At 67.9% G+C, this 19,512-nt stretch carries 15 protein-coding genes; 6 read left to right on the top strand and 9 right to left on the bottom strand.

The features are described 5' to 3' along the window. Positions 1-42: 42 nt before the first annotated feature. From M2352_RS07515 to M2352_RS07505, 3 genes are read right to left on the bottom strand one after another with little or no spacing between them, the layout of a single operon-like run. On the bottom strand, positions 43-1,440 hold the full coding sequence (locus M2352_RS07515; RefSeq protein ID WP_264663875.1) for an NAD(P)(+) transhydrogenase (Re/Si-specific) subunit beta: 1,398 nt from the start codon (positions 1,438-1,440) through the stop codon (positions 43-45). Positions 1,441-1,444: 4 nt separating this feature from the next. Next, a complete protein-coding gene (locus tag M2352_RS07510; RefSeq protein WP_264663874.1) occupies positions 1,445-1,867 on the bottom strand; it encodes an NAD(P) transhydrogenase subunit alpha in 423 nt (140 codons plus the stop codon). Positions 1,868-1,880: 13 nt separating this feature from the next. Further along, positions 1,881-3,035, bottom strand: coding sequence for a Re/Si-specific NAD(P)(+) transhydrogenase subunit alpha (locus tag M2352_RS07505; protein WP_264663873.1), 1,155 nt, complete (start codon positions 3,033-3,035; stop codon positions 1,881-1,883). Positions 3,036-3,307: 272 nt separating this feature from the next. Between M2352_RS07505 and M2352_RS07500 the strand changes: the two genes are divergently transcribed. After that, positions 3,308-3,559, top strand: coding sequence for a DUF2312 domain-containing protein (locus M2352_RS07500; RefSeq protein ID WP_264663872.1), 252 nt, complete (start codon positions 3,308-3,310; stop codon positions 3,557-3,559). A 57-nt stretch (positions 3,560-3,616) separates the two neighbouring features. Here the strand turns inward: M2352_RS07500 and M2352_RS07495 are convergent, their stop codons facing one another. From M2352_RS07495 to secA, 3 genes are all read right to left on the bottom strand, one after another. Then, the gene (locus M2352_RS07495) at positions 3,617-5,812 is read right to left on the bottom strand and encodes an anthranilate synthase (RefSeq protein WP_264663871.1); all 2,196 of its coding nucleotides are present in this window, start codon (positions 5,810-5,812) and stop codon (positions 3,617-3,619) included. Positions 5,813-6,057: 245 nt separating this feature from the next. Further along, positions 6,058-6,963 (bottom strand): DMT family transporter, encoded by a 906-nt coding sequence (locus tag M2352_RS07490; protein WP_264663870.1) that lies wholly within the window; start codon positions 6,961-6,963, stop codon positions 6,058-6,060. Positions 6,964-7,119: 156 nt separating this feature from the next. Further along, entirely contained in the window at positions 7,120-9,813 is a 2,694-nt protein-coding gene (gene secA / locus M2352_RS07485; protein ID WP_264663869.1) for a preprotein translocase subunit SecA, read from the bottom strand. A 452-nt stretch (positions 9,814-10,265) separates the two neighbouring features. On the opposite strand from secA, the gene M2352_RS07480 reads away from it, so the two are divergent. The 5 genes from M2352_RS07480 (at position 10,266) to M2352_RS07460 (ending at position 14,694) form a co-directional block, all read left to right on the top strand. Then, complete coding sequence (locus M2352_RS07480) at positions 10,266-11,252, top strand: peptidylprolyl isomerase (RefSeq protein ID WP_264663868.1); 987 nt, start codon at positions 10,266-10,268, stop codon at positions 11,250-11,252. Positions 11,253-11,523: 271 nt separating this feature from the next. Beyond that, positions 11,524-12,753: a bifunctional glutamate N-acetyltransferase/amino-acid acetyltransferase ArgJ gene (gene argJ, locus M2352_RS07475; protein ID WP_264663867.1), complete on the top strand. Its 1,230-nt coding sequence runs from the start codon at positions 11,524-11,526 to the stop codon at positions 12,751-12,753. A 96-nt stretch (positions 12,754-12,849) separates the two neighbouring features. Beyond that, positions 12,850-13,290 (top strand): (deoxy)nucleoside triphosphate pyrophosphohydrolase, encoded by a 441-nt coding sequence (locus tag M2352_RS07470; RefSeq protein ID WP_264663866.1) that lies wholly within the window; start codon positions 12,850-12,852, stop codon positions 13,288-13,290. Positions 13,291-13,387: 97 nt separating this feature from the next. Continuing rightward, positions 13,388-13,879 (top strand): hypothetical protein, encoded by a 492-nt coding sequence (locus M2352_RS07465; RefSeq protein WP_264663865.1) that lies wholly within the window; start codon positions 13,388-13,390, stop codon positions 13,877-13,879. A gap of 113 nt (positions 13,880-13,992) precedes the next feature. Then, the gene (locus M2352_RS07460) at positions 13,993-14,694 is read left to right on the top strand and encodes a DedA family protein (protein ID WP_264663864.1); all 702 of its coding nucleotides are present in this window, start codon (positions 13,993-13,995) and stop codon (positions 14,692-14,694) included. A 38-nt stretch (positions 14,695-14,732) separates the two neighbouring features. On the opposite strand, the gene M2352_RS07455 is transcribed toward M2352_RS07460, so the two are convergent. From M2352_RS07455 to M2352_RS07445, 3 genes are all read right to left on the bottom strand, one after another. Continuing rightward, complete coding sequence (locus M2352_RS07455) at positions 14,733-16,847, bottom strand: response regulator (protein ID WP_264663863.1); 2,115 nt, start codon at positions 16,845-16,847, stop codon at positions 14,733-14,735. A gap of 190 nt (positions 16,848-17,037) precedes the next feature. Continuing rightward, positions 17,038-17,505: a Dps family protein gene (locus M2352_RS07450; RefSeq protein ID WP_264663862.1), complete on the bottom strand. Its 468-nt coding sequence runs from the start codon at positions 17,503-17,505 to the stop codon at positions 17,038-17,040. Positions 17,506-17,775: 270 nt separating this feature from the next. After that, a complete protein-coding gene (locus tag M2352_RS07445) occupies positions 17,776-19,488 on the bottom strand; it encodes a methyl-accepting chemotaxis protein (protein ID WP_264663861.1) in 1,713 nt (570 codons plus the stop codon). Positions 19,489-19,512: the final 24 nt, after the last annotated feature.

Raw genomic sequence — 19,512 nt, 5'->3', positions numbered from 1 at the left:
TACCCTTCCCGCCCCCGTTCATGCCAGGACGGCACCCGTGGATCAGGCGTGATCCATGGACTTCACCACCTCTTCGGTGACCTTCTTGGCGTCGCCGAACAGCATCATGGTGTTGGGGCGGAAGAACAGCTCGTTCTCCACGCCGGCATAGCCGGACGCCATGGACCGTTTGATGAAGAACACGGTCTTGGCCTTCTCCACGTCCAGGATCGGCATGCCGTAGATGGGCGAGGCCGGGTCGGTCTTGGCCGCCGGGTTGGTCACGTCGTTGGCGCCGATGACGAAGGCCACGTCCGCGGTCTGAAAATCGCGGTTGATGTCCTCCAGCTCGAACACCTCGTCGTACGGCACGTTGGCTTCGGCCAGCAGCACGTTCATGTGGCCGGGCATGCGGCCCGCCACCGGATGGATGGCGTACTTGACCTCCACCCCTTCCTTTTTCAGCAGGTCGGCCATTTCGCGCAGCGCGTGCTGCGCCTGGGCCACCGCCATGCCGTAGCCGGGGACGATGATGACCGACTGGGCGTTCTTCATGATGTAGGCCGCGTCTTCGGCCGAGCCGGCCTTGACCGTGCCGCGCTCGCCGCCGCCGCCGGCCGCCGCCACCGCCGATTCGCCGCCGAAGCCGCCCAGGATCACGTTGAAGATCGAGCGGTTCATCCCCTTGCACATGATGTACGACAGGATGGCGCCCGACGACCCCACCAGCGCGCCGGTGATGATCAGCAGGTTGTTCTGCAGCGTGAAGCCGATGCCCGCCGCCGCCCAGCCGGAATAGCTGTTCAGCATGGAGATGACGACCGGCATGTCGGCGCCGCCGATGGGCAGGATCAGCAGGAAGCCCAGCGCCAGCGCCACCACGATGATCAGCCACAGGGCGGCATCGGAATTGGACTGCACCAGCCAGATGATGAGCAGCGCCGTCAGCAGCCCGAGGCCCGCGTTGAGCTGGTGCTGGAAGGGGAACACCAGCGGCTTGCCGCTGACCAGACCCTGGAGCTTGGCAAACGCGACGACCGAGCCGGTGAAGGTGATGGCGCCGATGGCGGTGCCCAGCGCCATTTCCACCAGCGAACCCTTGGCGATGGCGCCGCGGATGCCGATGCCGTAGGCGTCGGGGGCATAGTACGCGGCCAGCGCCACGCACACCGCCGCCAGACCGACCAGCGAGTGGAACGCGGCCACCAACTGGGGCAGCGCCGTCATCTCGATCTTCTTGGCGATGACGTAGCCGACGGCGCCGCCGATGGCGATGCCCAGCACGATCATCCAATAGGACTGCACCACCGGCAGCGCCAGCGTGGTGGCGATGGCGATCACCATGCCGGCCATGCCGTAGAAATTGCCCTGGCGGGAGGTTTCCGGGCTGGACAGGCCGCGGAGTGCCATGATGAAGCACACCGAGGCCACGAGGTACAGAAGGGCCGAAAGGGTTTCCATGGTCTTACTTGCCCTTCTTCTTGAACATGGCCAGCATCCGCTGCGTCACCAGGAAGCCGCCGAAGATGTTGACGGAGGCGAGAATGACGGCCAGGAAGCCCATGACTTTCGAAAAGCCGAATCCGGCGGGGCCGGCGGCGATCAGCGCCCCGACGATGATCACCGACGACACCGCGTTGGTCACCGCCATCAGCGGGCTGTGCAGGGCCGGCGTCACCCGCCACACCACGTAATAGCCCACGAAGCAGGCCAGCACGAACACGGTCAGGCCGGTGATGAAGAAGTTGCCGTGGGACGCGGCCTCGGCCACGGGGGCCGAGCCGGCGGTCTGGGCCACCTGGGCGGCCAGCAGGTCCGCCTTGTGCGCCAGCACGGACAGGCTCGCCTGAAGCTCGGCGACCTTGGCGGCCAATTGGGTCTGTTCCATGACGGGCGTCTCCTCAGGCGGACTGGAAGGCGGGGTGGACGACCTGGCCGCCGCGGGTCAGCGCGATGGCCTTCACGATCTCGTCGTCCCAGTTCACCGCGACCGTCTTCGACTCCTTGTCATGGAGCATGGTCAGCAGCGCCAGCAGGTTCTTGGCGTACAGCAGCGAGGCATCGACGGCGATGCGGCTGGGGTAGTTGGTGTGGCCGACGATCTTCACCCCGTTGGCGGTGATGACGGTCTTGCCCGCTTCCGACCCTTCCACGTTGCCGCCCTGCTCCACCGCCAGATCGATGATGACCGCACCGGGCTTCATGGAGGCCACATGCTCGGCGGTCACCAGCACCGGGGCCTTGCGGCCCGGAATGAGGGCGGTGGTGATGACGATGTCCTGCTTCTTGATGTGCTCGGCGACCAGCGCCGCCTGCTGGCGCTTGTAATCGTCGGACATCTCCTTGGCGTAGCCGCCGGCGGTTTCCGCCTGTTTGAACTCGTCGTTCTCCACGGCGACGAAGCTGCCGCCCAGCGACTGCACCTGTTCCTTCACCGCCGGGCGCACGTCGGTGGCCGACACGATGGCGCCCAGACGCTTGGCGGTGGCGATGGCCTGCAGCCCCGCCACGCCCACGCCCATGATGAACGCCTTGGCCGGCGGCACGGTGCCGGCGGCGGTCATCATCATCGGGAACGCGCGGGTGAATTCGCTGGCGGCATCGACCACGGCCTTGTACCCGGCCAGGTTCGCCTGGGACGACAGCACGTCCATCACCTGCGCGCGCGTGATGCGCGGCACGAATTCCATGGCGAAGGCATCGACGCCGGCCTCGGCGTAGGCCTTCACCGCCTCGCGGCTGGTGTGGGGGTTGAGGATGCCGAACAGCGCCGCCCCGCGCTTGATCAGCCCCAGTTCATCCACCTCGCCCTCGCCCGGCAGCAGCGGGCGCTGCACCTTCAGCACAATGTCGGCACCGTCCAGCGTCGCCGGAAGATCGGCGGCGATGGTGGCGCCGGCGTCGGCGAAGGCCTTGTCGGTGATGGATGCGCCCAGGCCCGCCCCGGTTTCCACCGTCACGTCCAGGCCAAGGGCTTTCAGCTTCTTGACGGTCTCGGGCGAGGCGGCAACCCGCGCCTCGTTCGGGCGTCGCTCCTTGGGTATGGCGACTTTCATGGTGGTGCTCCCCTGCCTAGAACGGGCCTGTGGCGCGCCACTGTCTTAACCGCGAGTGGTCTTACCTGTCCGGCCCTTGGACGCGAAGTTTTGCCGTATTTGCGAGGTTTTGTGAAGCTGTCGCTTTTTCCCTGCGGCAAAAGTACATGACGTATACGTTACGAAGCGCCTCTTAGGGAAGGCACCGCAGGCCCCCTTGCGGATCGCCGGGCACCCCGATATCGTCCCGGCCACTCATCGCATCCTATCCTTTAGAGAAGAGGACCACCGCCATGTCCGACGTGGGTGGCATTGCCGCAGACCGCCTGAGATCCTTCATCGAACGCATCGAGCGGCTGGAGGAAGAGAAGAAGGGCATCCAGGACGACATCAAGGAAATCTACGCCGAGGCCAAGGGCACCGGCTTCGATGTGAAGATCATGCGCCAGATCATCCGGCTGCGGAAAATGGACAACGCCGACCGCCAGGAACAGGAAACCATTCTGGAGCTTTACCTCCAGGCCCTGGGCATGGCGACGGAATAAGCCGCTTTTCTCTTGGACAAACCCTCTCCCCGGCGGGAAGAGGGGGCCTAAGCCCCCTCACGCCGCCGCCGGCTGCCGGACGGCACCGGCGGGGTGCAGGCGCGACAGGACGTTGGCGACGATGGCCATGCCGGTGCCGCCGTCCAGCGACATCAGGGATTCGGGGTGGAACTGCACGGCGGCCACCGGCAGCGTCCGGTGTTCCACCGCCATCACCACCCCGTCCTCGCTCCGGGCGGTCACCGCCAGCGCAGCGGGTATGCTGCAGGCGCGGGCGTGCAAGGAGTGGTAGCGGCCGACCCGCACCCGCTCCGGCAGCCCGGCGAACAGCACCCCGTCGCCGTCCACCCGAATCACCGACGGTTTTCCGTGCATGGGCCGGGGCAGCACATCCAGCGCGCCGCCGAATCGCTCGACGATGCCCTGCAGCCCCAGACACACGCCGAACACCGCGGCATTCGCCGACAGCGCCGCGTCCACCGTGCCGGCCACGTCGAAATCCGCCGGGCGCCCCGGCCCCGGCGACAGCACCACCAGATCATAGGCCCCGCTCAGCACCGCCCCACGGGCGTGGGTGTGGCGCAGGGTGGTCACCTCCGCCCCCGTCTGGCGCAGGTAATCGGCCAGCATCAGCACGAAGCTGTCGTCGTGATCCACCAGCAGCACCCGCCGCCCGGCCCCCGCCTGGGCCACCGCTGCCGGTTCCCGCACCGCCCCATCGCCGCGGATGGCGCCCAGCAGGGCCGATGCCTTCAGCCGGCATTCGGCGTCCTCGGCGTCGGGGTCGCTGTCGGACAGCAGGGTGGCGCCGGCCCGCACCTCGGCCATGCCGTCCTTCATGCGGATGGTGCGCAGGGTCAGCCCGGTTTCCAGCCCCCCATCGAAGCCGATCCGCCCGAAGGCCCCGGCGTACCACCGCCGCGCGGTGCGCTCGTGGTCCTCGACGAATTGCATGGCGTGGCGCTTGGGCGCGCCCGTCACCGTCACCGCCCAGGTGTGGGTGAGAAAGGCGTCCAGCGCGTCGAATCCGCCGCGCAACCGCCCCTCCACATGGTCCACCGTGTGGATCAGGCGGGAATACATCTCGATCAGCCGCCGCCCGATCACCCGCACCGAACCGGGGTCGCACACGCGGGCCTTGTCGTTGCGGTCCACGTCGGTGCACATGGTCAGTTCCGCCTCCTCCTTGGGGTTGGACAGCAGGCTGAAGATCTGGCGGGCATCGCCCAGCGCGTCGGCCCCCCGCGCCACCGTGCCGGAAATCGGGCAAGTCTCCACCCGCCGCCCGGTGACGCGCACGTACATCTCGGGGCTGGCCGCCACCAGGAATTCCCCATGGCCCAGGTTGATCAGCGCCTCATAGGGGGCGGGGTTGGCGCGGATCAGCCGGCGGAACACGGTGGCGGGGGAATCGGCGCACGGCTCCCCGAACACCTGCCCCGGCACCGCTTCGAACAGGTCGCCGCGGCCGAAGGCGGCAAGTGCGGTGCGCACCACGGCGGCATAGTCCCCCGGCCCGTGGTCGCCATAGGCCCCGGCGTTGGTGGCGGCGCGGTAGCCATGGACCTCCCCGCCCCCCGCCAGATCCGCGGTGGATGTGCCGTCGGCGCTGTGGAAAGCATAATGGAACCGCCGCGCCACCCCGGCGTCAGGGTCGATGACGGTCACCGTGTCGGGCAGGTACAGCACCAGATCACGCTGGTCGTCGGCGCGCTCCAGCCGTTGGCGAATCGCCTCGAACTGGAACGCGAGGTCGTAGCCGAAGGCGCCGTAAAGGCCGAGATAGGCATCGTCCGCCACCGCGAACCCGTCCCGGATCGCCCGCAGGACCGAGAAGACCGAGGGCTGGCGGCTGCGCTCCTCCTCGGCAAAGCCCGCGTCCTGGGGCGCAATGCGGGCGGACAGCGCGCCGTCGGCGGCCTCCAGATCCGCCACCGCCGGGGTCTGTTCCAGCAGCGCCCGCACCATCGGCAGCAACAGCCGGCCACGGGGGTTCAGCGCCTCCACCACCACGGTGCGCGCCCGCGCGGTGACGGCCAGGACCGGATCGGTGAAGCCCACCGCCCCCTGGCGGTAGCGGCCCGGCGCATCGACGCCGCAGCGCATCAGCAGCCCCCGCCGGGTGTCGAGCGCGTCGATCAGCGGGTCCAGCGCGCGGGCCGGGTCCAGCACCACGGCGGTGCGGGTGATGGTCAGCCCCGCCGGGGTGGTGCGGGTGAAGGGGGTGAAAAACGCGGGATCGGCGAGCGCCATGGAACCATCTCCGGGAAGGGTATCGCTGATGCCCGCGGAGAGTCTGGTTTGCCCGATGCCACACAGCAGAAAGGCCGCCCGGAACCCTCCGGGGCGGCCTGTTTTGTTTTAGGGTGCGCACGCACCCGCCTTGGCCGGCCCGGTCAGTCGGGCCACCACCAGCGGCGGGAAAGGGTGTGCGTCATCGTTTTCATACCACCAGCAAGACACGGAACGGTTTCGCTGTCAACGGGGATCGTCGCGTTTTATGCCCGCCGCGGCCCGGTGATCACCAGCGCGATGCCGCCCAGCACCGCCACCGACGCCAGCACCAGCCGCAGCGACAGCGGTTCGCCCAGCAGCGGCACGCCGGCCAGCGCGGTGATGACCGGCACGCTCAACTGCACCGATGCCGCACGGGTGGCGGTCAGCAGCGGCAGGGTGGCGTACCACAGGGCATAGCCCATGCCCGAGGCCACCGCCCCCGACAGCAGGGCATAGACCACCCCCGGCCCGTCCACCCGCACCCCGCCCGCATCCACCAGCAGTGCCGCCGCCAACACCGCCAGCGCCATGGGCACGGCGCGGATGAAGTTGCCGGCGGTGGCGATCAGCGCCGGCTCCCGGCTCTTGCGCCCGCGCAAGGAGTAGACGCCCCACGCGATGCCGGCGGCGATCATCAGCGCCGATCCCAGCAGCGGCGGCGCCGATACCCCCGGCAACACCAGCGCCACCAGCCCCGCCGCGGCCAGCGCCAGCCCGGCGGCCTGCATCATCCCCGGACGCTCGCCGCCCACCAGACCGCTGACGATCATGGTCACCTGCACCGCCCCGAACAGCAGCAGGGCGCCCGACCCCGCCGGCAGGGTGATGTAGGCGAAGGAGAACGCCGCGGCATAGGCCAACAGCGCCAGCCCCGACGCCCACGACCCGCCCACCCGCGTCTGACCGCCGGCCCGCCACGCCAGCAGCCCCAGCACCACGGCACCGGACAGGATGCGCAGCGTGGTGAAACTGGCGGCGTCGATGCCGGTGCCCTTGAGCGCCAGCCGGCACAAGATGGAATTGGCGGCGAAGGCCATCATCGCCAGCGCCGTCAGCCCGGCGGCGCGCGCCAGCATCAGCGACGGTGCCGCGGCGGTATCGGTGGGGGAGGATGCGGAATTCTGCATTGCGCAACTGTGGATTACCCGTCCACCCGCCGTCAACGGGACGTCCGTTATCCTAGACGAAAGGACGAGGATAACGGACGGCAAGGCCCCCGAAACGGAAACGGCGCCCATGGGGTCCATGGGCGCCGCCGTTCCGAAACGCAATGCGGGGTGGGATCAGGCGATCCGCCCGTGACAGTGCTTGTACTTCTTGCCCGACCCGCAGGGGCACATGGCGTTGCGCGGGGTCTCGGGCCAGGGATTCGCCAGCGGGGCGGAAGCCTCGCTGCGGCGGACCATGCCGTCGGGCAGATCCCCGCCCGCATCGGCCAGGGCCGGGTCGGCGTGGATTTCGTGCATCTCCTGGGGGGCGTACATGTCTTCCATGGGCGGAGCGACCCGCACCTCCACATGCATCAGCACGCTGGTGGTCTGTTCGCGCAGCGACGACAGCATGGATTCGAACATGTCGAAGGCTTCGCGCTTGTACTCGTTCAGCGGATCCTTCTGGGCATAGGCGCGCAGGCTGATGCCCTGGCGCAGATGGTCCAGATGCAGCAGGTGATCCTTCCACTCCTGATCCAGGATCTGGAGCAGCAGGGTCTTTTCCGCGTAGCGCATCATTTCGGGGCCATAGTCGGCCACCTTCTGCGCGTATTTGGCGTCGGCGGCCTCGCGGATGCGTTCCTCGACCTCGGCCTCGGCGATGCCCTCTTCCTTGGCCCAGTCGATGACGGGGATGTCCATGCCCAGCAGGCGCTTCACATCCTCGTGCAGGCCCGACAGATCCCACTGTTCGGAATAGGTGTTGGCGGGGATGGCCTTGGACACCATTTCCGCGATGATCTGGTGGCGCATTTCCGTGACGGTTTCGGAAATGTCGTCGCTGTCCATGATCTCGCGGCGCTGCTCATAGACGACCTTGCGCTGGTCGTTCATCACGTTGTCGAAGCGCAGCAGGTTCTTGCGCGTTTCGAAGTGATGGGCTTCCACCTTCTGCTGCGCCTTTTCCAGCGCCTTGTTGATCCAGGGGTGGATGATGGCCTCACCCTCCTGGAGCCCCAGGCGCTGGAGCATGCCGTCCATGCGCTCCGACCCGAAGATGCGCATCAGGTCGTCGTCCAGCGACAGGAAGAACTTGGACGCGCCGGGGTCGCCCTGGCGGCCCGACCGGCCGCGGAGCTGGTTGTCGATGCGGCGGCTTTCGTGCCGCTCGGTGCCGACCACGTACAGGCCGCCGGCCTCCATCACCAGACGGCGGGCCTCTTCCACCTCGGCCCGGATCTGCTTGACGCGCGCCTCGCGTTCCGGCCCGTCGGGGATGTCGTGCAGTTCGGTCTGAACCCGCATGTCCAGGTTGCCGCCCAACTGGATGTCGGTGCCGCGGCCCGCCATGTTGGTGGCCACCGTCACCGCCCCCGGACGCCCGGCCTGGGCGACGATGTAGGCTTCCTGCTCGTGGTGGCGGGCGTTCAGCACGTTGTGGGGGATGCCGCGCTGCTTCAGCAGGTCCGACAGCAGTTCCGACTTTTCGATGGAGGTGGTGCCGACCAGAACCGGCTGGTTCCGCCCGCGGCATTCCTCGATCAGGTCGGTCATCGCCTTGTACTTCTCGTTGGCGGTACGGTAGACCTCGTCATCGTGGTCCTTGCGCTTCACGCCCACGTTGGTGGGGATGTCCACCACCTCCAGCCCGTAGATCTCGGCGAATTCCGCCGCTTCGGTCAGGGCGGTGCCGGTCATGCCGGCCAGCTTGGGGTACAGGCGGAAATAGTTCTGGAAAGTGATGGAGGCCAGCGTCTGGTTTTCCCGCTGGATGGTGACGCCTTCCTTGGCTTCCAGCGCCTGGTGCAGCCCTTCGGAATAGCGCCGCCCTTCCATCATGCGGCCGGTGAATTCGTCGATGATGACGACCTTGTCGTCCTTGACGATGTAGTCCTTGTCGCGCTGGAACAGCATGTGGGCGCGCAGCGCCTGCTGCGCGTGATGGACCAGCGCCACGTTCTGGATGTCGTAGAGGCCGCCCGACTTCAGCAGGCCGGCCTCGGCCAGAAGCTGTTCCATATGCTCCTGCCCGGCTTCGGAGAAGGAGACGGCGCGGTGCTTCTCGTCCTTCTCGTAATCCTCCGCCGTCAGGCGCGGGATCAGCCGGTTCACCTGCACGTACATGTCCGACGAGTCCGTGGACGGGCCGGAGATGATGAGCGGCGTGCGCGCCTCGTCGATCAGGATCGAGTCCACCTCGTCCACGATGGCGTAGTTGAAGGCCCGCTGCACGAGATCCTCGTGGCGGAACTTCATGTTGTCGCGCAGGTAGTCGAAGCCGAATTCGTTGTTGGTGCCATAGGTGATGTCGGCCTGATAGGCGGCCCGGCGCTCGTCGTCGGTCAGCCCGTGGACGATGCAGCCGGTGGTCAGGCCCAGGAAGCCGTAGACCCGGCCCATCCACCCGCTGTCGCGGCTGGCCAGATAGTCGTTCACGGTGACGACGTGGACGCCCTTGCCCTCCAGCGCGTTCAGGTAGGTGGCGAGCGTGGCGACCAGCGTCTTGCCTTCGCCGGTGCGCATTTCGGAGATCTTGCCCTGGTGCAGCACCATGCCGCCCATGAGCTGCACGTCGAAATGGCGCTGGCCCAGCACGCGCTTGGCCGCTTCGCGCACGGTGGCGAAGGCATCGCACAGGATGTCGTCCAGCGTCTCGCCCTTGGCCAGGCGGCCGCGCAGCCAGTCGGTGCGGGCGCGCAACTGCTCGTCGGACAGGGGCGACACCTCCGCCTCCAGCGCGTTGATGCTCTGGACGTTCTTTTGCAGCGCCTTGACGGCGCGCGAATTGGCGGTGCCGAAAATCTTGCGGGCGAGCGCACCGAACATGGAAAAACCTCGAAGCGTAACGGAACCGGCCTGGGTGGAACCGACGGGGAAACGGCCGCCTCACAGATAAGGGGGCGGCGCACCCGCGTCAACGGATGGGGCGGAACCATAGAGCAAACCCCGGCGGGAATAAAGGCCGGCCGGACCCTTTTCCGTCACAGCCGCGCAGGGGCGGAGCCGGGGGATTCTCCCGATTCGGGACAGGTGGCGGACGGGAACATCCCCTTTATGACACACTTTTCATATTTCCCTCATGTTCCGCGCGGTTTCCCGCGGTTTCATGGGTCAATGGTATGAGAACAGGCCGCCGTGCGCCCCCGCCGATGGTGTGCGGCTTGCTCCCCGGCGGCTGCCCATGCTTAATCGCAAACCAAGCACCGGCACGGGACAGCGGCGGAGAGCCCCCGTGCCCAACGATGCTCCGCCATCCCGCAGGAAATGGAGTTCTCCAGGTGATTCGTGTGTTTCGCGCCGCCCTTCTGTCGCTGACCGCCGCCGGGCTGGCGCTCGCCGCCCACGCCCAGACCCCCGCTCCGGCCCCTGCCCCGGCCCAGACCCCGGCACCGGCCCAGACCCCGGCCCCCGCCGCCGCGCCGAACCCTGACACCGTGGTCGCCCGCGTCAACGGCCAGGAGGTCAAGCTGGGCGAGGTGATGCGCGCCGTCGGCCAGTTGCCGCCCCAGGTGCAGCAGATGCCGCTGGAGATGCTGTTCCAGCCGCTGCTCGACCAGATCATCAGCCAGAAGCTGGTGTCGGTCGCCGCCTACAAGGAAAAGCTGGAGCAGTCGCCGGAGGTGAAGGAGGAGTTGAAGCGCGCCGAGGAGCGCGCGGTGCAGCGCGCCTACATCCAGCAGCAGATCCACGCCCGCATCACCCCCGAAGCGCTGGCCGAGCAGTACAAGCAGTATCTGGCCGAGAACCCGGCGCAGGAAGAGGTCAAGGCGTCCCACATCCTGGTGGAGAAGGAAGAGGAGGCCAAGGCCATCCTCGACGAGCTGGCCAAGGGCGGCGATTTCGCCAAGATCGCCAAGGAAAAGTCCAAGGACACGGTGGCGGCCCAGCAGGGCGGCGATCTGGGCTATTTCACCAAGGACACCATGGTGGAGCCGTTCGCCGAGGCCGCCTTTGCCATGAAGCCGGGCGAGATCAGCAAGACCCCGGTCAAGACCCAGTTCGGCTATCACATCATCAAGGTCGAGGATAAGCGGCTCCAGCCCCAGCCCAGCCTGGACGAGGTGAAGCCGGAGCTGGAACAGCAGCTTTCCAAGGAAATCGTCAGCGGCGTCATCGACGACCTGAAGGCCACCGCCTCCATCGAGACCTTCCGCATGGACGGCACGCCCGCGCCCAAGGAAGAGCCGAAGAAGGACGAGACCAAGAAGGACGCGGCCCCGCCGGCCAAGAAGGACGAGCCGAAGAAGGAAGAACCCAAGAAGTAAGGGTTTTTCATCCGGGTGCCCCTGCCTCCCGCCCTCTCCCCCCCACCGGGGAAAGGGCGGGACGAGGGAGAATCAGGCGCTTTGCCAACGAATCCCGCAGCCCTGCCCCGGCCCCGCGGGTCATCGACAAACGGCGCCGCCGCAGGTATCCCTATCCGTCCAAGACAGGACGATGCCCCGTGGCCGCCGGAAAACCCTTCCGGCGGCCACGGGCGTCACGGCCCTGCCGCCCCGCGCCGGGGCCGGCTTTCACCAGACACGGAATGCGACCATGGCTTTGACCGTCTCCCCGCTTGCTCCCTCCGCGTTTCCCGAGCTGCCGGCCCTGGACGGCGTGCGTCTGGCCACGGCCAACAGCGGCATCCGATACAAGGGGCGTGACGATCTGCTGCTGGCGGTGATGGACCCCGGCACCACCGTGGCCGGCGTGCTCACGCGGTCGCTGGCGGCCTCGGCCCCGGTGGAATGGTGCCGCATGGCCCTGCCCCACGGGCTGGCCCGCGCGCTGGTGGTCAACGCCGGCAACGCCAACGCCTTCACCGGCAAGGCCGGTGACGCCACCGTGCGCGACACCGTGCGCGCCGCCGCGGGCCTGGCCGGCTGCGCCCCGGAAGAGGTGTATGTGGCCTCGACCGGCGTGATCGGCCAGCCGCTGGCCGCGGATGCCATCGCCAAGGTTCTGCCGCCCATGGCCGATACCCTCGGCCCCCATTGGGAGCCGGCGGCACGCGCGATCATGACCACCGACACCTTCGCCAAGGCGTCCACCCGCACCGCCACCATCGGATCGACCACCGTCACCATCACCGGCTTCGCCAAGGGGTCGGGCATGATCGCCCCCGACATGGCGACCATGCTGGGCTTCATCTTCACCGACGCGGCCATCCCGGCCAAGGCGCTGCAGACCATGCTGTCGGACCTGACGGAGCGCACCTTCAACAGCATCACGGTGGACGGCGACACCTCCACCTCCGATACGCTGCTGCTGTTCGCCACCGGCAAGGCCGGCAACCCGCCGGTCACCCACGGGGCCGACCCCGCGCTCGACGGCTTCCGTGCCGCACTGGAAGCGGTGATGCTGGATCTGGCTCACCAGATCATCCGCGACGGCGAAGGGGCGACCAAGTTCGTGTCGGTCACCGTCGCCGGGGCCGAGAGCGATGCCGCGGCCAAGCGCATCGCGCTGACGGTTGCCAATTCGCCGCTGGTCAAGACCGCGGTGGCGGGCGAGGACGCCAACTGGGGCCGTATCGTCGCCGCCGTGGGCCGGGCCGGAGAACGGGCCAACCGCGACCTGCTGAAGATCACCATCGGCGGCGTGCTGATCTGCGCCGAGGGCATGGAAGTGCCCGGCTATGACGAGGCCCCGGTGACCGCCCACATGAAGGGGCAGGAGATCGACATCCTGGTGGACATCGGCCTGGGCAAGGGCCGCGCCACCGTGTGGACCTGCGACCTGACCCACGGGTATATTGACATCAACGGCAGCTACCGGAGCTGACGCCGGCCCCCGGTGCCGGATACGGATCACGGGAAAAGGGCCGGCGGGGGCATGCGCTCCGCCGGCCCTTTCGCCATTCTGACCAAGGGTGCTTTCATGGACTGCTTCGACCCCACCTCCACCCCGCCCGCCGGTTCCAAGCGGGTTCTGTTCGTCGTCGCCGTGGCACTGGTGGATGTGGACGGGCGGGTGCTGCTGGCCCAGCGGCCGCCGGGCAAGGAACTGGCCGGCCTGTGGGAATTCCCCGGCGGCAAGGTGGACGAGGGCGAAACGCCCGAAGCGGCCCTGGTGCGCGAGTTGAAGGAAGAACTGGACATCGACACGGCGGCCAGTTGCCTCGCCCCCTTCACCTTCGCGTCCCATTCCTATGAGACATTCCACCTGTTCATGCCGCTCTATGTCTGCCGCGTGTGGAACGGGGAGATCCGCCCGCTGGAGGGGCAGACACTGGCCTGGGTCACGCCCAACCGCATGGGCGACTACCCCATGCCACCCGCCGACGTCCCGCTGGTCGCCATGCTGCGGGATCTGCTGTAAAACCAGAACGGAACGGGATCATTCCCCCTCGACATCCGCCGCGCAATCCGTAGAATGGAACGAGAACATTCAACGGATCAAGCTGCGAGCGGCGGTCATGCACACCGAAACCGGCGAAGCCCTTCCGGCCCCCCCGTCCCCGGCCCCCCTCCCCCCGGCGGGGCAGTCGCTGCTGTTCGACGACCTGCCGGAAACCGCTCCACCCGCGGGCCGGCGGCGGCGCGGCGCATCCCCCCGCCGCAGCGCCGCCGCCGCCGTCGCGGTCGATCAGGTGCATGAACCGGTCCCGGCCGCCCAGACGGCCCCCAGCCTGCCACCGCTGTTCGCCGCCGCCCCGCCGCCGGTGGACCCGCTCGACCCCGCCCGCCTGTCGCTGGCGGAAATCCGCGCGCTGGTGCAGGCACTGCCCGACGCCAAGCTGGCCCACCTGCTGACCGAAGCGGCGCGGGAACTGAAACAGCGCGTCACGCCGGGCGGCGACTGGGACGATGACGGCGGCGTGGACGGGGAACGGGATGCCGAACCCAACCCGCTGCTGCTGCGGGCCGCGCGCCAGACGGTGGGGGAGCTGTCGGGCGACGACACCTGAGCGGAAGTTTGGCCGTTGACCGGCTCCAATCCCCGTGGTTGCGCTGCAATAGAATCGCAAGGGGATCGCGGATGCCACAATAATATTTCCAGCCGTCCGCCGGATTTCCCGGAATGACGTTGCGCTGTGTGGTGGAACGGCGTTACCATCCGCCGCGCCCGCCATTTGGCACCAAACCTTGCAGGACCGGCATGGACCTCCACTCGCTTCAACAACTGATTGCGGAATACGGAGTCTGGTTTTACATCATCACCTTCTTGTGGACTTTTATCGAAGGTGAAACTTTTGTCATCTATGCCGGTGTTTTGATTTCGCAGGGGCTGCTCGACGGTCCGCTGCTGCTGGCGTGCGCGTGGCTGGGCAGCTTCTGCGGCGACCAAACCTATTTTTATACAGGACGTTACTTCGGCCCCAAACTGCTGCGCCGCTTCCCGCGCTGGCAGAAGCCGGTGGACAAGGCATCGGGCTGGCTGGAGAAACATGACTGGAAATTCATCCTCAGCTTCCGCTGGATCTACGGCGTGCGCAACTTCGCCAGCTTCGCGCTGGGCATGAGCCAGCTCAAGGGCCTCCGCTTCCTCTACCTGAACTTCATCGCCGCCGGGATGTGGGCCATCGGCTTCGTCGGGATCGGTTATGCGGCCGGGAACCTGCTGCGCCCGGTTCTGGAGCAGTTCGCATCCTATTTCACGGTGGCGATGCTGGGCGTGTTCGCGGTGATGTTCGGCATGGTGTTCGTCGTGCACAAGGTCCAGTGCATCATCGCCCGCCGCCGCGCCGCCGCCGTCGGTTCGGCCCTCGACGCCGCCGACTGAGAACGCACCGCCACCGGGACCGAAGCCCGGCCGGCGGGTCATCCCGCCGCCCGCGCCCTGGCCGCCGCCAGCACCTGTTCCACCCGGTCCAGGTCATAGGGTTTGGGCAGATACAGCAGCGGCAGCCCGGTGTTCAGCGTTTCCATATCCCGGCCATAGCCGGACGACACGATCACCGTCAATTCCGGGGCGCGGGCCAGCGCCTGTTCGGCCAGCGCGATGCCCGACATGCCGGGCAGGCTGACGTCGGTGAACAGCACATCCCACGGTTCTTGATCCAGCAGCGGAACCGCGCTTTCGGCGTCGGGCACGTCGGTCACCGCGTAGCCCAGCTCCAGCAACAGGTCGGTGGTGGCCATGCGGATCAACGCATCGTCCTCAACGAACAGAATGCGCAAGTGCCGGTCCGGGGCCGGGGTTGGAGCCGGCACGGCGGCGGGGGCCGCGGAACGGCGGCCCAGCATACGGCGCAACTGCCGGGCCAGATCCTCACGGTTGTAGGGTTTGCTCAGCAGGCTGACCCCCGGATCGAGCCGCCCGTCGTGGACGATGGCGCCATCGGTGTAGCCGCTGGTGAACAGAACGGCCAGGCCGGGGTGAATGTCCTGCGCCCGCCGGGCCAGTTCGGTGGACCGCAGCGGCCCCGGCATCACCACGTCGGTGAACAGCAGGTCGATGGGCACGCCGGTTTCGATGATGGACAGCGCGCTCTGGGCATCGGGGGCCTTCAGAACGCGGTATCCCAGATCGGTCAGCAGATCCACCACCGTGGCCCGCACGTCGGGATCGTCCTCCACCACCAGAATGGTTTCGCAGCCGCCGACCACGGGGCCGGTCTCGGCCACGGGCGCATCCTCGGCGGCGGTGGCGGCGCGGGGCAGCAGCAGGCGGACCACCGTGCCCTCCCCCACCCGGCTGTCGATGGTGACGCAGCCGCCGGACTGGCGCACGAAGCCATAGACCATGGACAGGCCGAGCCCGGTGCCCTGCCCGTCCGGCTTGGTGGTGAAGAAGGGCTCGAAGACCCGTTCCAGCACATCGGGGGCCATGCCGCAGCCGGTATCGGCCACCGACAGCATCACATAATCCCCCGGTGCCGCATCGGGCAGACGGGCGGCGGCGTGCACGTCCAGCACCGCGTTTTCCAGCCGGATGGTCAGGGCGCCGCTGCCGGCCATGGCGTCGCGGGCGTTGACCGCCAGATTGAGGACGACGTTCTCCAGCTCCGCCGGGTCGATCAGCGCCGGCCACAGCCCCGGTTCGGCGTGGGTGGCGGCATGGACCGTTTCCCCCAGCGCCCGGCGCAGCAGATCATCCATCCCGCCAAGAAGGCGCGACAGGTCCACCGGGCGCGGCTCCAGCGGCTGGCGGCGGGCGAAGGCCAGAAGCTGGGCCGCCAGCTTGGCCCCGCGCCCGACGGCGGCGATGGCGGTCTGCAGCCGGCGGTGGCCGTTGGTGTCCATGGCCGCGTCCCGCTCCAAAAGCTGGAGATTGCCGGAGATGATCTGAAGCAGGTTGTTGAAATCGTGGGCCACACCGCCGGTCAGCTTGCCGATGGCCTCCATCTTCTGGGCCTGACGCAGGGCGGCTTCGGCCTGGCGCCGCTCGTCGATCTCGGCGATCAGGCGGCGATTGGCGTCCTCCAACTGCGCGGTGCGGCGGGCGACCAGTTCTTCCAGGTCGTTGCGGCTGCGGGCCAGGGCGTGGCGTGCGTCCACCATGCCGCTGATGTCGGTGCTGGTGCCGAACCAGCGCACCAGCCGCCCCGCCCCGTCACGCAACGGCAGGCCGCGGCACAGAAACCAGCGGTATTCCCCGTCGGCCCCGCGCAGCCGGTGCTCCATCTCATAAGGCTCGCCGCTGGTCATGCTGCGGAACCAGCGGGCCACCGTCGCCTCGCGGTCGTCCGGGTGCAGCACCTCCATCCAGCCCAACGCCATGCCGGTGACGGGAGGCTGGCCGGTGTAGGTGAACCAGCGCCCGTTCATATAATCCACATGGCCGTGGGCATCCGCGCTCCACACCAATTGCGGCAAGGTTTCAGCCAAAAGGCGAAAGCTCGTATGCTCAGGCGAATCACGCAGATCCCCTTCGATCGGAGCCGTATCCTTGGGGGATACGGAAAATCTGCTGTCGGAACGCTGATCCGGCATTACGCCACCACCCCCCGCATCCGGTGCTTCTTCTTTTCACGGCAAGGAAATACCACGGCAAACGCAGTCGTGGAACGTGGGCAAGGGTTAAGGTTGCACCCCCATATTGCCTATACCCCGAAAGCATAGACCCCGCCGCGGGCATGCCGCGGCGGGGTCTGAAACCGGCAACCGGAGGAACCGGCAACCGTCATTCCAGCAGGCTGCGCAGCATCCAGGCGGTCTTTTCATGGATCTGCAGACGCTGGGTCAGCAGGTCGGCGGTGGGCTGGTCGTTGGCTTCCTCGGCCAGGGGGAAGATGCCGCGGGCGGTGCGGGCCACAGTCTCGTGCCCGGCGACGAGCTGGCGGATCATGTCGTTGGCCTGCGGCACCGCGGTTTCCTCGGTCACCGAGGTCAGCTTGGCGAACTGGGTGAAGCTGGCCGGGGCCGGGTAGCCCAGGGCGCGGATGCGCTCGGCGATTTCATCCAGCGCGGTCCACAGCTCGGTGTACTGCTGCATGAACATGGTGTGCAGCGTGTTGAACATCGGGCCGGTGACGTTCCAATGGAAGCCGTGGGTCTTGATGTACAGGGCGAACGTGTCGGCCAGAACCGCGGACAACCCCTCGGCAATGGCCTTCCGGTCGTTGTCGCTGATGCCGATATCGATCTTCATCGTATCCATACTCCCTGCCGTGGCTCCCCGCCGGGGGGCCGGTCGTTTGATCTCGTGGACATAAGGTAGCCCGCGCGCGGCGCTTTCACAAGACCACTTTCTAGAATAGTTCTAACAAGCGGCAGCGGCGGATCGACGCATACCCCCACGCCGGGTCGGGATTATGGCCGTTCCGGGAAAAACCGGAACCCGGACACTCGGCCTAGGTGGAACGGCGAAGGGGCGCCCCGGCCCGCGGGAGCGCCCCTTCGCAAGCCCGCCACAGCCCCGTCACCCGTGGCGCAGGCGCCCGATGAACTGCTTGACCTCGGTGTTCAGCTTGGCGGCCTGCCCGTCCAGCAGTTCGGCGGCCTGGAGCACCTCCCCCGCCGCGGTGCCGGTCTGGCCGGCGGAGGTGGACACCACGGCGATGTTCTGGCTGACCTCGGTGGTGCCGGCGGCGGCTTCCTGCACGTGACGGGCGATGTCCTGGGTGGCGGCCCCCTGCTGCTCCATAGAGGCGGCGATGGCGCCGATGATGGTGTCGATGGCGACCACCGTTTCCCCCATACCGCGGATCGCGTTGACGGCGGCCCCGGTCACCTGCTGCATCCCGGCGATCTGGGTCGAGATGTCCTCGGTCGCCTTGGCGGTCTGGGTGGCGAGATTCTTGACCTCCGACGCCACCACGGCGAACCCCTTGCCCGCTTCGCCGGCCCGCGCCGCCTCGATGGTGGCGTTGAGCGCCAGAAGGTTGGTCTGGGCCGCGATGGAATTGATCAGGCTGACGATCTCGCCGATCTTGCCGGCGGCTTCCGACAGCCCGACCACGTGGCCGTTGGTTTCGTCCACCGCCGTCACGGCGCTGCGCACCATGTCGAAGGACCGGCGGACCTGCGTCCCGATCTCGGCAATGGAGGCCGACATCTCCTCCGCCGCGGTGGCGGCGGTCTGCACGCTCATGCCCGCCTGCTGGCTGGCGGAGGCCACGGCGGCGGCCTTCTGGTTGGCGTCGTTGGCACGGTCCAGCATGCCGCGGGCGTTGGAGCGCACCTGATGGGCGCCGCTGCCCACCTGCTGCACCACTTCGCTGACACGCGCTTCGAACAGGTCGGCCAGCTCGCGGACCACCCGTTTGCGCTCCTCTTCCGCCTGGGCCTTCTGGTGCTCCTGCTCCAGCTTCAGCCGCTCCACCTCGCGCGCGTTGTCCTGGAAGATCTTCAGCGCGCGGGCCATGGCGCCGATCTCGTTCTTCATCCAGGTGCCCTGCACCTCGCTGTTCAGATCACCGGCGGCCAGCCCGGCCGTGCGCTCGGACAGGGCGCCCAGCGGGCGGGTGATGCTGCGGGCCAACAGCAGACCGGCCATCAGCATGCCGGCCAGCAGACCGGCCATGACCAGCGCGAACTGCAACCGCGCGGCGGCGGCACCGTCGCGGGTGTCCTGCACCGCGCGTTCCGCCGACCCTTCGATGGCGGTCTGCGCCTCCAGCGCCTTGCCGGTCAGGCCGCGGAACTGATCGTCAACGTGGGACATCAGCGGGATGGCGATCAGCCGGTCGATGGCCGCCATCTGGTTCATCTCGTCCACCGCCTTGGCATAGGCCGCCAGCCGTTTCTGCACGTCGGCCAGCAGGGCGCGTTCCGCTGCCGCCAGCGGCATGGCGTTAAGGGTTTCCAGCGCCTTGCCCGCCTTGGCGGTGCTGGCGGTGATGGCGGAGCGGATCTCCTGCAGCTTGGCGTCCTCCAGCCCCGACCCGGCAAGCGCCAGATGGCGCGACACGTCGCTGTGGATCTGATAGGCGGTGGCCACCAGCCGGTCGATCTGGGCGCGGCGGGATGTGGCCGACTGGTGGATCTGGTCCACCGAGGTCACCGCCTGTTCCGCCTGACGGTCGGCCAGGACCAGGGCCGCCACCGTCAGCAGGATGCCCATCAGCGGGGCGGCGAAGACCCGCGCCGCCACCGAGGTTCCGCTCAGGCCCGCGAGAAATCCCCCGTTCATGCCACCCCCCTTTTCCCGATCCAA

Source organism: Azospirillum fermentarium (genome assembly GCF_025961205.1).
Classification (GTDB): Bacteria; Pseudomonadota; Alphaproteobacteria; order Azospirillales; family Azospirillaceae; genus Azospirillum; species Azospirillum fermentarium.
The sequence above is the reverse complement of the archived record's forward strand: the minus strand, read 5'-3'. Positions and strand labels throughout refer to the sequence as shown.

What these genes read in the sequence shown, in the direction of transcription:
- M2352_RS07515 (WP_264663875.1), bottom strand. Translation starts at nt 1,440, where the DNA reads ATGGAAACCCTTTCGGCCCTTCTGTACCTCGTGGCCTCGGTGTGCTTC.
- M2352_RS07510 (WP_264663874.1), bottom strand. Translation starts at nt 1,867, where the DNA reads ATGGAACAGACCCAATTGGCCGCCAAGGTCGCCGAGCTTCAGGCGAGC.
- M2352_RS07505 (WP_264663873.1), bottom strand. Translation starts at nt 3,035, where the DNA reads ATGAAAGTCGCCATACCCAAGGAGCGACGCCCGAACGAGGCGCGGGTT.
- M2352_RS07500 (WP_264663872.1), top strand. Translation starts at nt 3,308, where the DNA reads ATGTCCGACGTGGGTGGCATTGCCGCAGACCGCCTGAGATCCTTCATC.
- M2352_RS07495 (WP_264663871.1), bottom strand. Translation starts at nt 5,812, where the DNA reads ATGGCGCTCGCCGATCCCGCGTTTTTCACCCCCTTCACCCGCACCACC.
- M2352_RS07490 (WP_264663870.1), bottom strand. Translation starts at nt 6,963, where the DNA reads ATGCAGAATTCCGCATCCTCCCCCACCGATACCGCCGCGGCACCGTCG.
- secA (WP_264663869.1), bottom strand. Translation starts at nt 9,813, where the DNA reads ATGTTCGGTGCGCTCGCCCGCAAGATTTTCGGCACCGCCAATTCGCGC.
- argJ (WP_264663867.1), top strand. Translation starts at nt 11,524, where the DNA reads ATGGCTTTGACCGTCTCCCCGCTTGCTCCCTCCGCGTTTCCCGAGCTG.
- M2352_RS07470 (WP_264663866.1), top strand. Translation starts at nt 12,850, where the DNA reads ATGGACTGCTTCGACCCCACCTCCACCCCGCCCGCCGGTTCCAAGCGG.
- M2352_RS07465 (WP_264663865.1), top strand. Translation starts at nt 13,388, where the DNA reads ATGCACACCGAAACCGGCGAAGCCCTTCCGGCCCCCCCGTCCCCGGCC.
- M2352_RS07460 (WP_264663864.1), top strand. Translation starts at nt 13,993, where the DNA reads ATGACGTTGCGCTGTGTGGTGGAACGGCGTTACCATCCGCCGCGCCCG.
- M2352_RS07455 (WP_264663863.1), bottom strand. Translation starts at nt 16,847, where the DNA reads ATGCCGGATCAGCGTTCCGACAGCAGATTTTCCGTATCCCCCAAGGAT.
- M2352_RS07450 (WP_264663862.1), bottom strand. Translation starts at nt 17,505, where the DNA reads ATGAAGATCGATATCGGCATCAGCGACAACGACCGGAAGGCCATTGCC.
- M2352_RS07445 (WP_264663861.1), bottom strand. Translation starts at nt 19,488, where the DNA reads ATGAACGGGGGATTTCTCGCGGGCCTGAGCGGAACCTCGGTGGCGGCG.